General features: G+C 61.2%; 11 protein-coding genes. All 11 read right to left on the bottom strand.

Features of this window, described 5'->3' with window-relative positions; genetic code table 11:
• A partial coding sequence (locus tag AC1RWI_RS36925) for an alcohol dehydrogenase catalytic domain-containing protein (protein ID WP_492870779.1) occupies positions 1–338 on the bottom strand: 338 nt, incomplete at its 3' end.
• A gap of 81 nt (positions 339–419) precedes the next feature.
• Positions 420–1,235 carry a TauD/TfdA dioxygenase family protein gene (locus AC1RWI_RS36920; RefSeq protein ID WP_043354176.1) on the bottom strand — a complete coding sequence of 272 codons (816 nt, stop codon included), beginning with the start codon at positions 1,233–1,235 and terminating at the stop codon, positions 420–422.
• A 373-nt stretch (positions 1,236–1,608) separates the two neighbouring features.
• A complete protein-coding gene (locus AC1RWI_RS36915) occupies positions 1,609–2,280 on the bottom strand; it encodes a TetR/AcrR family transcriptional regulator (protein WP_236702196.1) in 672 nt (223 codons plus the stop codon).
• 347 nt (positions 2,281–2,627) lie between these two features.
• Complete coding sequence (locus tag AC1RWI_RS36910; RefSeq protein ID WP_492870777.1) at positions 2,628–4,874, bottom strand: xanthine dehydrogenase family protein molybdopterin-binding subunit; 2,247 nt, start codon at positions 4,872–4,874, stop codon at positions 2,628–2,630.
• Complete coding sequence (locus AC1RWI_RS36905) at positions 4,852–5,298, bottom strand: (2Fe-2S)-binding protein (RefSeq protein WP_043357927.1); 447 nt, start codon at positions 5,296–5,298, stop codon at positions 4,852–4,854. The genes AC1RWI_RS36910 and AC1RWI_RS36905 overlap by 23 nt, the downstream gene beginning before the upstream one ends.
• Before the next feature lie 40 nt (positions 5,299–5,338).
• The gene (locus tag AC1RWI_RS36900) at positions 5,339–6,418 is read right to left on the bottom strand and encodes a porin (RefSeq protein ID WP_492870776.1); all 1,080 of its coding nucleotides are present in this window, start codon (positions 6,416–6,418) and stop codon (positions 5,339–5,341) included.
• 81 nt (positions 6,419–6,499) lie between these two features.
• Complete coding sequence (locus AC1RWI_RS36895; protein WP_492870775.1) at positions 6,500–7,987, bottom strand: MFS transporter; 1,488 nt, start codon at positions 7,985–7,987, stop codon at positions 6,500–6,502.
• A gap of 530 nt (positions 7,988–8,517) precedes the next feature.
• Positions 8,518–8,763, bottom strand: a complete 246-nt coding sequence (locus tag AC1RWI_RS36890) for a helix-turn-helix domain-containing protein (RefSeq protein WP_492870780.1) — start codon at positions 8,761–8,763, stop codon at positions 8,518–8,520.
• A gap of 1 nt (position 8,764) precedes the next feature.
• Positions 8,765–9,562, bottom strand: a complete 798-nt coding sequence (locus AC1RWI_RS36885; RefSeq protein WP_492870774.1) for a YdcF family protein — start codon at positions 9,560–9,562, stop codon at positions 8,765–8,767.
• Between the two features lie 47 nt (positions 9,563–9,609).
• A complete protein-coding gene (locus AC1RWI_RS36880; RefSeq protein WP_492870773.1) occupies positions 9,610–10,230 on the bottom strand; it encodes a 3'-5' exonuclease in 621 nt (206 codons plus the stop codon).
• Between the two features lie 55 nt (positions 10,231–10,285).
• Positions 10,286–11,198, bottom strand: a 913-nt coding sequence (locus AC1RWI_RS36875; RefSeq protein ID WP_492870772.1) for an oxygenase MpaB family protein, incomplete at its 5' end; no start/stop codon positions are given.

Below are 11,198 nucleotides of genomic sequence, written 5' to 3'. Positions count from 1 at the left end.
TGGGTCGAGCGAATGGCCTGGCAAAGGTTGGTCTTGCGCGACAGGCAGAACTTGCACTGGCGGCATTCCGGCGTGTAAAGGGGGATCACGTGGTCGCCCGGCTTGAGCGAGGTCACGCCCGGGCCCACGCCGGTGACGATGCCGGCGCCTTCGTGGCCCAGGATGGCCGGGAAGATGCCCTCCGGGTCGGCACCCGACAGGGTGTAGTAGTCGGTATGGCAGATACCCGTGGCCTTGATCTCCACCAGCACTTCGCCGGCGCGCGGGCCGTCCAGGTCGACTTCTTCCACGGTCAGCGGGGCGCCGGCTTTCCAGGCGATTGCAGCTTTGGTTTTCATTGTCACTAATTTCAGTTGGACGGACCGGATCTGGCGGACCGAAGTGGTTTGCTGAAGGAATTCGAGTTCGCACTCAAGTGGTCAGCGAATGGCGACGCGATGCATTCGGCGCGGTTCGGGGTGGTAGTCGTTGACCGCGTAGTGCTGCGTGGCAAGGTTGTCCCATACGGCAACCGAGCCTTTTCTCCATCGGAACCGAACCTGCCATTCGGGAACTTTCGCCAGGCCGCTAAGAAAGGAAATCAACGCACGGCTCTCGTCATTCGTGACGTCGCGAATATGGGTTGTATAGAGCGAATTCACGAAAGCCACCGGTTTTCCGGTCACGGGATGGTCAAGAACCACCGGCTGCTCCAGAGGCGCATATTTCTCGCGAGCCGCCTTGTACAGCCCACCCGTTGCATCCCGCTTCCTGAGGTTGTCTGTCAGTGCCGGGGCCTCCCAGTTGTGGACCGCGCGCAGATCGCGCAAGTACATTTGCATGTTCGGAGCCAGCGACTCGAAAGCGGAGGTCATGCTGGCCCACATGGTGTCACCGCCGGTCTCGGGCACATCCACGGCGTACAGGCATGCACCAGCAGGCGGCGACTCTTGCCAGGTCAGGTCCGCATGCCAGATGTCCGTTCCTGTCCGTGTTCCTTGACTGACAAGAAGCTCGACATACGGATTCTCGGGATGCGCGGGAAATGTCGATGAAACCGCTTCCACGCGCCCGAAGATCTTGGCGAATCGAACCTGCGCTTCAGGCGTCAACTCCTGATCGCGAAAGAAGATCACCTGGCGTTCTGCGAGAACGGCGCGCAGGTCATCGGCACAACTGTTGACTTGATCGGCGTCGGCCAGATTGATTCCATGAATCTCGGACCCGATCGCCGGTGTCAGATTGTCGATTTTCATATGATGTCTCTTCCTTTTGATTTAGACGAAGTCAGTGCTGTACGTCGAGGATCAGGCGAGCCGGAAAGCGCCAGTCGCGCGATGCGCTGCCACGACCAGGCGTGGGGCGCAACTTGCGTGCCGGCTCCTCAGCACTTGTGCCCGACCGGCAATCCGTCTGCGGGCAAACCACTGACTGAGCTTAATTGCCACATGTGGCAATTAAGCTCAGTTTAGTGCGTGACGGGAAGTTCCGTCAAGAGATATTGATTGAGGGGGAGGGGCCTGAGCGGGTTCAGCGAGGTGCTCAACGCGCCAACCGCGGAAGTGGCAAGTGCGCGAGCGTGCTGAGCGGCAATCCAGGCGCCTTGGCGTGCAGCGTAGCTTTCCAGGCTTATGGCTTTGTGCGCTCGGGCTGTTGATCGATCGCGTCCGCGAGCATGCGCGAGACGAACTGGAGATAGGCATCTACTTGCTGCTCGCATTCCTCCCCGGTCCCGAAGAGATGATGGAGCAGCGGTTGCGCGCTCGGAATGAATGCAGACACACTCAGTATCACCAGGTGAAGGAATCGGGCATCGACCTTCGCCCCCTGCGCATCCTCGAGAATCATGTCGGTCAGTTCCAAGCCGCGCTTGGTGATGCGCTGCAGCGCGCTTCCCGCAGGGTTCTCTTCGGTAGCGTCCTCCCCGTAGTAGATCTCGCCAAGCGCCAAGCGCTCGAAATACGGATGCTCGCGCATGAATTCCAGGCGTAGCAGAAGGCGCTGGTGTACTCGCTCACGCACCGAGCCTTGCATACGCATCACGACTTCCATGCGATCCTGCAATTGCCCCATCAGGCATTCCGTCACCTCGCGAAGCAAACCGTGGAGATCGCCAAAATAGTAGCGAACCAGCGTTCTGGCCACCCCGGCCTTCGCCGCCACCTCAAGCACCGTGAGTTGTTCTGGCGCCCTTATCTTCAGCAATTCCACAGTGCTCTGAATGATTGCCTGCTTGCCGACCGTGTCTTCACCTGTTGGTCGCCCGCTGACACGACGGCGCGCTTTGTCGGCAGTGGACACGGTACGCTTCAGTGGAATTTTCGTTGCCATATTGCTGGATGTGATCGCGAATCGAGGACGGGCACGGAGGCCAGAATACACGGCGTAGCGAGCCTGGATGCCGGATGGGCGTACCTTGCCGGATTCCGGTGCATCGGTGCACGTGTTGGCGTGCAGGAGCGCTCGCGCGCCAAGGCATTCTATCAACACCGCGACGTGAAGTCTTCATTACTCCGCCCGCGCCGGACGCGCGGGCTCAACGCGGCATGCCTTGCCGGCCCGCCCAGCGAATGCAATGGCGGTAAGATCGATGGGGGGGCGGCGCTCATACCGGCTACGTCCCGTAGCCGGCAGCCATACGCGTGGCCTCAGACAGACTGAGGCAGGGGCATGGACCGGAATCGCGTCCCTGTCGCATGGAACATGGCACTCGCTACGGCCGGCGCCGTCGGTCCGAGCACAACCTCGCCACAGCCCTGGGGCGGCCTGTCACTTTCAAGAATGGTAACTTCCACGTTCGGCATCTCCGCCAATTGCAGCAGCGGATAGTCGTGGAAGCTACTTTGCCGGATGGCTCCTTTGTCAAAGGTGAGCTCGCTTTTGAACGTATTGGTCAGCGCAAAGCCAATCCCGCCCTCCATATTGGCCTTGATCAGCCCCGGGTTGACCGCGCGCCCCGCATCGACTCCGCAGACGGCTCGCTTCAGCTTGACTCGCCCCTGCACGACCTCAAGCTCGATGACCAAAGCGACGTAGGTCTGAAAGCCCTCTCCCCGCCCCGTGTAGACATTGAATGCCATCCCGCGAAAAACTCCCGGGCCCGCCTCGCGTTCCCATTGCGCGGCCTTCGCTGTCGCATCCAGCACCCTAAGCGCCAGTGGCTGCTCGGCAAGCAGTTTTCGTCGATATTGGTAATCGTCAGCGCCCGCCGCATGAGCAAGCTCGCTGACGAAGCTCTCCAGGAAAAACACACTTGACGTACTGCCGACACTGCGCAGGAAGCTCAGCGGAATGGGTTGCTTGACATCGACCGCATCGACGAGGAGATGCGGCACACGATAGATCAGGTCGTATATCGACTCGACCATGGTCTCATCCCATCCACCGACCGCGGCCATCTTGTCCTGCTTGATCACACCGTACAGGGACTGGCCGGAAATCCTCGCATGCAAGGCAAGCGGCATCCCGCCATCACCCAGCACTGCACGAAAGCGGCCTGCGGCACCGGGCCGATAGTATGAGTGCCGCGTGTCATCCTCCCTCGAGCGGATAACCTTGACGGGCTTGCCGACAGCCTTTGAGGCGGCTGCCGCATGCAACGCGAAGTCAGGCAGGTATTTCCGGCCAAAGCTGCCGCCGAGATAGACTGTGTGGACGGTCACCTTGTCCGGGGGCAGTCCAAATACCTTCCCCAGTTCCCCGCGAAGAAAATCCTGTCCCTGGAAGGGACCCCAGGCCTCGATCTCCCCTTCCCGGACATCGACGGTGGCGACGACCGGTTCCATGGTGGCATGCGTGACATATGGCGTGTGGTAGTCGGCGGAAACAACGACACGCTTGCCCGGTCCGTTCAGGATTTCTTCCGGGTTTCCGATCCTTCTCGCCACGGGAGCATCCTTGCTATCAAGCCCCTCGATGAATTGCTTGCGGATCAGGTCGCTCGATGTATTTCGTGCCGCACCGGCGTCGAACTCGATATCCAGCGCATCCAGGGCCTGCTTGGCAGTCCAATAGGAATTGGCAACAACGATTACCGTGTTGCGCGTGGGCACCGGCCACAGTGACGTGACCACGATGGCCTTCACGCCTTCGCGCTTGCGAATCTCGGCTTCGTTGCGAATGCGCACGATGCTACCCGTCACGCTAGGCGCCATGCGCACCGCGCCTATCAGCATGCCCGGCACCTCGACATCCATCCCGAAGACCGCACTACCGTCCACTTTCGGCGGTGTGTCTACACGACGGAGGTTCTTGCCGATCAGCGAATGCTCCGAGGGCACCTTCATCCTCGGATGTGGATTGATGCGCAGTTTGATGGCATCCGCAACCACCTCGCCATAGCCGATGCTGCGCCCGGTTGCGGGGTGAATCACACGCCCCGTTCGGGTCGTGCATTGGGACGAGCGGACCCCCAGCAGCTGCGCACCCGCGCGCAGCAGCACATCCCGGGCTTGCGCGCCGGCGAGGCGCATTCGCTCAAAGAAGTAGGTCATGGACATGGAAGCGCCGGTGTATTGCTGCAGCGGCTCGTCCCCGGCATCGTTCCGATATGCGTCTCGCGCAGTGACGAATTTGACCGAGATGTTCTCCCAGTCTGCATCCATCTCGTCCGCGAGCACTTGCGGCAATCCTGTATAGATGCCCTGGCCGAACTCACACTGCGACACGCCGATGATGGTATGGCCGGATGGCTCGATCCAGATCCAGTCGCTGACCTCGACCTCCGCGGCGGGCGTCCCGGAGTGCTTCTCGGACAATGAGTACACGACCGGTATGGCCAGGCTTCCTGCCGCGGGGATCGCGAGAAGTGCCACGGCGCTTTTCAGCAAGCGGCGGCGTTGTGGTGACTTCACATCCGAGCTTTCGTTGCTGTCATTTCTTTGAAGCGGCGTCATGGATGGCCTCCCGAATTCGGTGATAAGTCGCGCATCGACACAGGTTCGTCATTGCCTGGTCGATCTGTTCATCTGTAGGTTTCGGATAGTTTTTCAACAGTGCGGCAGCGGACATGATCATCCCTGACTGACAATAGCCGCACTGCGGTACATCCTTCTCGATCCATGCCAGCTGGATCGGATGAGATCGGTTCTTCGACAGTCCTTCAATCGACGTTACGGTTCTGCCGGTAACGTGCTTTACTGGGACCGAGCACGAGCGCACCGGCACGCCATCGAGGTGTACTGTGCATGCGCCGCACATACCAATACCGCAACCAAACTTCGTGCCCGTCAGCTTGAACTGTTCGCGGATCACCCACAGCAACGGGGTCTCGACGTCACCGTCGAACGTGACTTGCCTGCCATTGAGGTTGAACTTCACCAAACACCTCCACCAAATTTGCGCGCCATCGCAGGCACTTTCAGAATGAAGTATGAATACCGGCACTAACCACTGACTGGTTACGTCCGGAGGAGATACCCACAACGTTCATTGCCGCGACGCCATCGACCGCATGTTGGTACGTCCACAGCGCGTACAACTGCGTGCGCTTCGATAGGTAATACATGCTGCCAAGATTGAGTTGATGCCACTTTGTCCTCTCGAATTTGCTGAACGAGTAACCAATATTGACGGCTGTTGCAGGAGTCGCTTGCCAGCTCAATCCAAGGTCGGCAGCATTCATCGTGCCCTGGGACATCCCCACTCTTAGTGTCGAGCGCGAATACAGCGCATTGACGGAAATCGGCAGGGTCTCCAATCGATAACCGCCACCAATCCCTCCCGCCTTGAATGAATCGATCGGAAGGGCTCTGCCGGCGGCAAGGCCTTGACCCATGGCCTGCGCGATTCCGGTTGTGCCATTGATATCAAACGCGCGCCCATTGGCGTCGGTGTATGCAATTGCAAGGTTCAGTCTCGCGCCTGCATACGTGCCCGCAAAGCTATACGTGCGGTTTGCGCTTCTGTCTCCCGGTACCTCGCCGAGGCCATACATTGCACTGGCCTGCATGCCGCCAAAGACTGGTGTGCGATAGGTAATCGCATTGTCTACCGGGAACTGACTCGAAAGCCCATCCAGGTTGCCGGGGTGGTACAGATAGAAATTGAACAACTGGTAGCCGTTGCTCCACTGCCCAAGCTTGTCTGCCGTGAAGTCGACTTGCCTGCCGAGCTTGACGATCCCCAGTTTGCCTTCGAGCCCAATCCATGAAGCACGGTTGAATAGCTTCCCCGCTGCGATCATCGAACCACTGTCGGTGAGGAAGCCGTTTTCCAACTGGAACAGTGCCTTCATTCCTCCACCGAGGTCCTCTGTTCCGCGGATCCCCAAAAGGTCTGGCTGGGAGATTCCGGCATCCATGCGCACTGAGCCGTGGCCTTGGATATTGCTGATCCATGGGACGGATTCATCCATGCTTCCATACAGGGTTAGTTGACCCTGTGCGAGCGCCGCGTTCACACAACCGAACGTCAGCGCCAAGATAACTCTGAGTTTCATTCGATAGCCTTATGTGGAGAATTCGGTCTTCCTTGAGTCGTAATTGCCACAAATGGAAATTACTGTCAAAAAAATGCAAGATCAGGGCGTTTGTGGAACCGAGGACGCTTCTTCTAGTGTTCGACCGCTTGTCTCTTCCCCGAAGAGCCCCACCGCCAACGCCGCGGCAAATGCGACTCCGGCGATTGCGCCAAAAGATGTGTTGAGCGTACCCCTGGCAACGAACCAGCCGATCATCGAGGGGCAGACAATGGAAGCAAAGCGCAACATCGCGCTCGACACGCCAACACCCATGGTGCGGATCTGAGTCGGATAGAGCTCTGGCGTATAGACGTAACAACCGATAAATGCGGCGGCCGAGAAACCGAATGCCGTGGAAATGCAGAGGGCTGTGGATGCAGCGGTCATCGGCGCGAAGACGATGGGGGCAAGCATCGCCACGCCCGTGCATAGCCATGTCATGGTCATCCACAACCGACGCCCGAAGCGGTCAATCGCGATAGCGCAGGCCGCAGAGCCGATGATTCCTGCAAGAGACGTATATGTTCCAAACTTGAGCGCGGTCGCCAGGTCAACGTGAAACTCTTGCCGATAAATGGTGGGCATCCAGGCGGTAACCCCCGCCGTTACAAAGCCGCCGGCGAACCAAAGGGTGACCAGCACAAGAGTGCGTCGCAGCAAGGGCGGACGGAACAGGCTCTGCCACGAGACTCCGGTTCCCCGCCGTACCGCACTTGCGTTCGGTTGCGCGGGGATGCCGGGCAGGCTGGGAACATCGACCGTCCGGCAGGATTTCCGGAAGCGATCAAGAGCGGCATCCGCTTCCTGGAAACGTCCCTTTGACGCTAGCCACCGGGGGGATTCAGGGAGGAAACGGCGCATGCACAGCGCGATCAATGCGGGCAACGCACCGATGAAGAACATGGCCTGCCAGCCCAGATTCGGGACGGCCCACATGCCGGCCAGGCTGGCAGTAAACAGTCCGATCGGGAAGATCAGTTCATAGAAGAGGACGAAGCGGCCGCGATGGCCGGCCTTTGCCAACTCATTGATGTAAGTCGCTGCAACTGGCAATTCGCCCCCGAGCCCGAGACCCTGAATGAATCGATAAACCATGAAGCTCACCGGTCCACCCGCAAAGCCGCATGCCAGACTGCCAAGTGCGAAGATGGCTACCGACAGGCTGGCACAGCGAAGCCGTCCAATCTTGTCCGCGAGATAGGAGAAGCCCAGCGACCCGAGAAGCTGACCTAGATATCCAATGGATATGATGTAGCCGACCTGCTCAAGGGACAGGGACCACACCTTGATCAGCACGGGCATCGCGGCAGCAATAGCGAGCACATCGAAGCCGTCGAAGAAGGTCGCGCTCCCGACAATGACACGCGCGAGCCGGTGCAGCGGCGTGAGTGGCATGGCCTCCACCTGCGCCACGATGCGCCCCTCGTTGTCGGCGTTGGCATCGCCAGGTCGCACGCCTGTCGCATCAGGGATAGTACCGTTGGATGCCCGGCAATCAGGGGATAGCCCCAGATCGCCTTTCGTGATTTTCGTTCCCGATATGTTCATAACTATCCCAACAGAATCAAAGTTAAACCGTCTGACAACACCAGGGCACTTGCCAGCTATGCCCGACTCAAATGCGCTCGGATGTGAGCCTTCGTCGACCTGCGGGCACCTCGCAATGCTGCCGATTTCAGCGCGCGCGCTTAATTGCCATATGTGGCAATAATAGGTGTTGGGCATTGACTTTATCTGTAGGGGTTTTCCTCTACGGGGTATTGGAATGGAAGGGACTTCCCCGTCGCAAAGTTGCGGTGGAAGCCGCCGGTTGGCACCGAAGCGCCATGATGGCGTGTCTAAACTGCATCACAACCAACGAAGGGGAAGTCCATGGCTATCGCTACCGTTGGAATCGATCTCGCCAAGAGGGTGCTGCCATTCATGGCGTCGACGCGGCCGGCAAGGTGGTGCTGGTCAAGCCGAAGGTCGCGCGCGAAGCGACTCATGCAACTGCGAGGGAGCGGCCCCACGAACTCTCGCGCCGATGCCCGGCTTGTTCGTGCGGTTGGGCCTCCCGAGCCGACTGGTGTTGACGCTTAGAGCTTGGCAACACCCATCAACTCCGCGACCGCAACGTCAAGCGCAGTCGCAATTCTCAAAAGATGCATCATTCCCAGGTTTTGTCCTCCCCGCTCCACCGAACTCATATAGGAGCGGTCGATGCCGGCCCGATGGGCAAGCTCTTCCTGGGAAAGGTCACGCCGAAGGCGGACCTCTCTGATCGCGGATCCCAACTGAACAAGAGGGGCGGCACCACCGTGCCTTGGGGAAGCTATTGGCATTTCAGAATTCACGCAATACCCAGCCACTGATGAACGCAAAGTACTCACGCAGCCAGGCGTTGTAGCGCAAGTAAAGCGGCGTTGGCGCTCCTGCGCCAGACACTGCCTGGAACCCGGCCTTACGCGCGATCCGCTTTGCGCGCACCAGATGAAAATCACTGGTCACCAGCACCAGCGGGTCTGCGGCGCTCACGCCCTGTTGCGCAAGCAACCGGTGGCTGAAGAGGAGGTTTTCCTCCGTGCTGGTGCTGCGGTCTTCCCGGATCAGGCGCTCCGGTGCCAGGCCGTGCGCGATCAGGTAGTCCGCCATGATGTCAGCCTCACTGCATCGCAGCCCGAAATCCTGGCCGCCACTTACCACGACTCGCGCCGCCGGCCATTGCCGCGCCAGCGCCAGCCCTTTGTCCAGCCGTGCGGCCAGGGTGGGCGACGCGGCGCAGCGTGGCGTGCCGGAACCCAGTATGAGGATGGTGTTTGCCGTCGGTCCGGTTGCCGGGAAGTTCGCGTTGCTGGCGCTGATGAAATAGAAGAACATCCCGAGCGTCACCAGCCATGCGGCAAATGCGGTGCGGCCCAGCGCCCAGATCCATCGGCGCCGTGGGCTGGCCGCGCGCCATCGCACGACCTGCTCCCAGCGCCATGACAGCGCGAGAAAGGCCGCGCCGATCGCCAGAGGGAGGACGACTCCGAAGTTGAACAGCCCCATCAGCATCAGGGCGATGGCATCGGCCACCAGCAGTGCGCCAAGCAGGGCAAGGCAGGCGCGCCGCCAGAATGCGCCAGTCTTCAAGTCATGCATTGTTGTTCGGACCCAAATTGGCGCAGTGCCGGCGTTCGGCCCACGCATCATTGCGCCTGGCTCTCACCCAGAGAGCGCAGGAGAGCCGGCACCTTGGCGCCGCTGGTGGCCTGCACGCGGGTGATGAGGTCGTAATCCACCCGGCGCATGCCGTAGGTCTCGGCGATATCGTGTTGCAGGCGGTGCCAGAGGTGGCAGGTCATCTGCGCGTCGGCCATGGCCCGGTGGGCGCGTCCGGCCTTCGGCAGGCGCAGCATATCCACCAGCGTTGACAACCTGTGGTTCTGCGCATGCGGGTAGACGCGCCGCGAAACGAGCATCGTGCAGGCGAAGGCCTGATCGGCCGGCATGCCCAGCAGCGAGAGCTCGGCTTGCCAGAACCTGCGGTCGAACCCCGCGTTGTGGGCCACCACGGGATGCTTGCCGACGAACTGGGCCACGTCCCGCATCACCTTTGACGCGGCGGGTGCCGACGCGATCATGTCGTTGGTGATGCCGGTGAGGCGCACGACGTCCGAGGGAATGCGTCTGCCCGCGTTCATCAGGCTTTGATACTGGTCGACGATTTCCCCGCCGCGCAGCAGCACGACTGCGATTTCCGTGGCCCGGTCGCCTTGACGCGGTGACAGTCCTGTCGTTTCAAAATCCAGAACCGCAACGGTCTGCATGGTGTTCTTTTCCTGTTTCCTGTTGTTGGTGAATCGCCCGCCCCGGCGTGGCCGGTCAGGACGGCTGCATCGCCCGCCGCCGCGCGCGCGCCGCCAGGCCGCTGCCCAAGGCCCAGCGCAATGTGGGCGCCAGCACGCGCATCCCGGCCAGCGAGACCGGACGGCGGATCGCGGTGCTGCCATGCAGCCCGAGTTCGCGCTGCGCCCAGCGCGGCAATAGCGCAATGCCAGCGTCTCCCATGACCCGCACCGCCGGCACCAGCAGCGGGCTGGCCACCGGCATGGCCATGACCAACCGCACCACTTCGCGGGTGCGCTCGCTCACCACCAGTTGAGGGCGCATGCGCTCCAGGTAGCCGGCGATGGCGTCGGCGCTGCGTGGCACGCCGGTGGCGCCCAGGCGCTCTGCGATCTCTGCCACCTCCGCGTAGTAGCGGTCCTGCTCGGTGACCGAGAGCGGGCCGACATAGCGCAGGTAGGCGGTGAGAAAGCTCGACACTTCGGCCACATGCACCCAGGTCAGCAACGCCGGATCGTCGGCCGCGTAGGGGCGGCCATCTGGCGCCGTGCCCTTGATCGCCGCGTGGATGCGCCTGACCCGGTCAATCAGCGCTAGCGCATCGGCGCGGTTGCCGTAGGTGGTGCCGGCGATGAACTGCGCGGTGCGGCCGAGGCGGCCCTGCATATCGGTACGAAAGGTGGAATGATCCCACACTCCGGCCAGCGCCAGCGGATGCATGGTCTGCATCAGCAGGGCGCTGACGCCGCCGGCCAGCATCGCGGGGAAATCCGCGTGCACGCGCCAGCAGACCGCGTCCGGCCCGAACAGGCCGGGATCTCCGGGCGGGTTGTCGTAGTCGAGGCTGAGGCCGGAGTTGCTGCGGGTCAGGCCCCGCACCTGCGCGCCGGCACGGGCGCGCAGGCGGTCGAGCAGCCGCCGGGGGAGGGGGGCGGCCTGGGGCGTGGAG

It is taken from the genome of Cupriavidus sp. MPR-AND1C, assembly GCF_058809705.1.
The sequence above is the reverse complement of the archived record's forward strand: the minus strand, read 5'-3'. Positions and strand labels throughout refer to the sequence as shown.

Bases quoted from the DNA above. Each gene is read 5' to 3' on its own strand.
- AC1RWI_RS36885 (WP_492870774.1), bottom strand. From the start codon at position 9,562: ATGCATGACTTGAAGACTGGCGCATTCTGGCGGCGCGCCTGCCTTGCC.
- AC1RWI_RS36895 (WP_492870775.1), bottom strand. From the start codon at position 7,987: ATGAACATATCGGGAACGAAAATCACGAAAGGCGATCTGGGGCTATCC.
- AC1RWI_RS36890 (WP_492870780.1), bottom strand. From the start codon at position 8,763: ATGCCAATAGCTTCCCCAAGGCACGGTGGTGCCGCCCCTCTTGTTCAG.
- AC1RWI_RS36880 (WP_492870773.1), bottom strand. From the start codon at position 10,230: ATGCAGACCGTTGCGGTTCTGGATTTTGAAACGACAGGACTGTCACCG.
- AC1RWI_RS36910 (WP_492870777.1), bottom strand. From the start codon at position 4,874: ATGACGCCGCTTCAAAGAAATGACAGCAACGAAAGCTCGGATGTGAAG.
- AC1RWI_RS36900 (WP_492870776.1), bottom strand. From the start codon at position 6,418: ATGAAACTCAGAGTTATCTTGGCGCTGACGTTCGGTTGTGTGAACGCG.
- AC1RWI_RS36920 (WP_043354176.1), bottom strand. From the start codon at position 1,235: ATGAAAATCGACAATCTGACACCGGCGATCGGGTCCGAGATTCATGGA.